Source organism: Candidatus Neomarinimicrobiota bacterium, from assembly GCA_012964825.1.
GTDB lineage: Bacteria > Fidelibacterota > Marinisomatia > Marinisomatales > S15-B10 > UBA2125.
In genome coordinates this window covers 1-2,215 of sequence record DTTI01000049.1, presented here as the reverse complement: position 1 = coordinate 2,215, position 2,215 = coordinate 1, and the positions used below count along the sequence as shown (strand labels likewise).

The 2,215-nt window shown below is 47.0% G+C and carries 2 protein-coding genes; both read right to left on the bottom strand.

The annotated features are described in order from the left end of the window. A partial coding sequence (locus tag EYO21_05270) for a VCBS repeat-containing protein (GenBank protein ID HIB03216.1) occupies nt 1-1,592 on the bottom strand: 1,592 nt, incomplete at its 3' end. Between the two features lie 291 nt (nt 1,593-1,883). After that, nucleotides 1,884-2,215: hypothetical protein (locus tag EYO21_05265; protein ID HIB03215.1), on the bottom strand; the 332-nt coding region annotated here is incomplete at its 5' end.

The following is a 2,215-nucleotide window of genomic DNA, read 5'->3' as shown; positions in this document are numbered from 1 at the left end:
ACGTCCAGATCACCGTCATTATCAAAATCCGCCAGCGCCATACCGTGTGAAATGTCAGTAGAAGAAAAACCCCAGGCATCACTCATCTGTTCAAAGGTCAGATTTCCGCTGTTCCTGAAAGCAAAATTAGCTGTCTCAAGCCGGGGATAAAGGAACATTGTACTTTTGGTGAAATCGATCATTCCAGACCGGGTGCGGGAGCGAATCATGGCATCGGTATCCGAATCCATCACATCGAAGGCGTGGCCTGTGGTTAATAGCACATCCTCATAACCATCCAAATCCATATCGAGAAAGGTGATGGACCAGGTCCATTCCGAAGCCTGTAGGCCGGCATACTGGGCAATCTCCGCATACGTATTATCACCACGGTTTAGAAACATAGTGTTGCGCATGTACTGAGGACGGTTATCAATAGCACCGATGGTCAGAGGCGTCGGCAGCATGGTACCCATCTGGGTTTTCCGGCGTTTATGGCGAACACTGAGCATGTCCGCTATGAAAAAATCAAGGTCTCCGTCTCTTTCTATATCAGAAAAATCAATAGCCATGGACGAATTGCTGGTAGAACGGACAGCCACGTCGGAGACAAGACTGAAATGACCAGTCCCATCATTTAGATAGAATCTGTCCGGGCTCTCAAAATCATTACAGACATATAAATCAGGATCTCCATCAAGATCCACATCCTGAAATCTGGCCATGAGGCCCCAGTCCCTGAGATCAGGCGCTGTTCCATTGAAGCTGAACCGGTCGCCTGACACCGGTTCTTTGGTGAAGTGGCCCGAACCGTCATTCAGCAAGAGTGCATCCTCCTCACCCATTTCAAACCAAAGGATCTGATTCCCGCGAACTTCAACAGTGTAATGTTTGATGAACTTATCCCTAATGCTGTAGTTTCCATTCTCTTCAGATACAATCTCATCATAAGACAGTTCGAAAGGCGTGTAGATGTCTTTAGCCAAAATAGCTTTGTAATTGGCCAAATAGAGATCCAGATCACCATCACCATCTACATCGGCCAGCGCCATGGTGGTGGCACCTGTATTTGAGGCCAAACCGGAACCTTCCGTCACTTCAGTGAAAAGGCCATTACCGTCATTCATAAAAAGTGCGTTGGAGCCACCGATGGCGGTTACCAACAGGTCAAGATCATTATCACCATCTAAATCAGCAAAAACTGAACCGGTGGAAAACTGATCCGCACAAGCGACACCGGCTTTTTCTGTAATGTCTTCAAACTCCCAGCCACCCAGATTCCGGTACAGGACATTAGGGCCGTCTGTTCTACAAAAATAAATATCAGTAATGCCGTCGCCATCTACATCACCAGTGGTGACGCCGGCCCCGTTTAGCAGTGCCCGATTCGCCGCAATCTGTTCTCTGCTTATACCATTCCGGAAAGTAACACCAGTTTTTTCCGATGTCAGTTGGATCAATCCATCTTGACCTCTCTTGGTCCTAAGGTGTGCCCATCTGTGGCTGCCTTCATCTTGCCATTGGAGAGTCGTCTTTTCGCAGCCGAAAAAGAGAAGGGTTGAGATAACCCCAATCACTGTTCTTTTTATATGATTACACACCAACGGATTCAAATATGCTGACCATTAGCTTCATTAGAATTAAAGAAATGGAATATACTACAAAGGTGTGATCCAGCCGGCAAGAGAACCGGGAAGGAGGGGAGGGTCAGAAGGTAAAATTCAAAATCTAATTTGGAGGGTCATCGTCACCGTCTTTTTCATTCGGTTCCGACCTGATAATCTTATCACCATCATTGCCTTGGCAGCTTGCAGTACTAAGTACAAAAAAGCATGCCATAAGCAACAACCACCAAGTCAATTTACCCAATTTCATTTGCATCTCATTTCCTTACAAGGAACTTATTAATCCCTGCGAACAATCACAACACTCTCGCCATCATCGCTGGCAAGTTGGGATTCACTCCCGTCGGGCCACTTAATAATGATTGTTTTCGCACCCTCTCCAGCACCAAGCGTTGGAGCACCATTTTGACTCCAATAGCCCGACCCAACTTGAATCTCACGTATTGGACCAACAGTGCCATCCTCGTATTGTACCCGTACTTTAGCTCCGACTGGAATCACCTGCTCTAATTTAAGTCCCGGTTCGGCTGAAATGTTGCGGTACAGTGTTGTGGGTGCCCCGTTCTGACTCACCACAAGATCGATTCGACCATCATTGTCAAAGTCGGCAA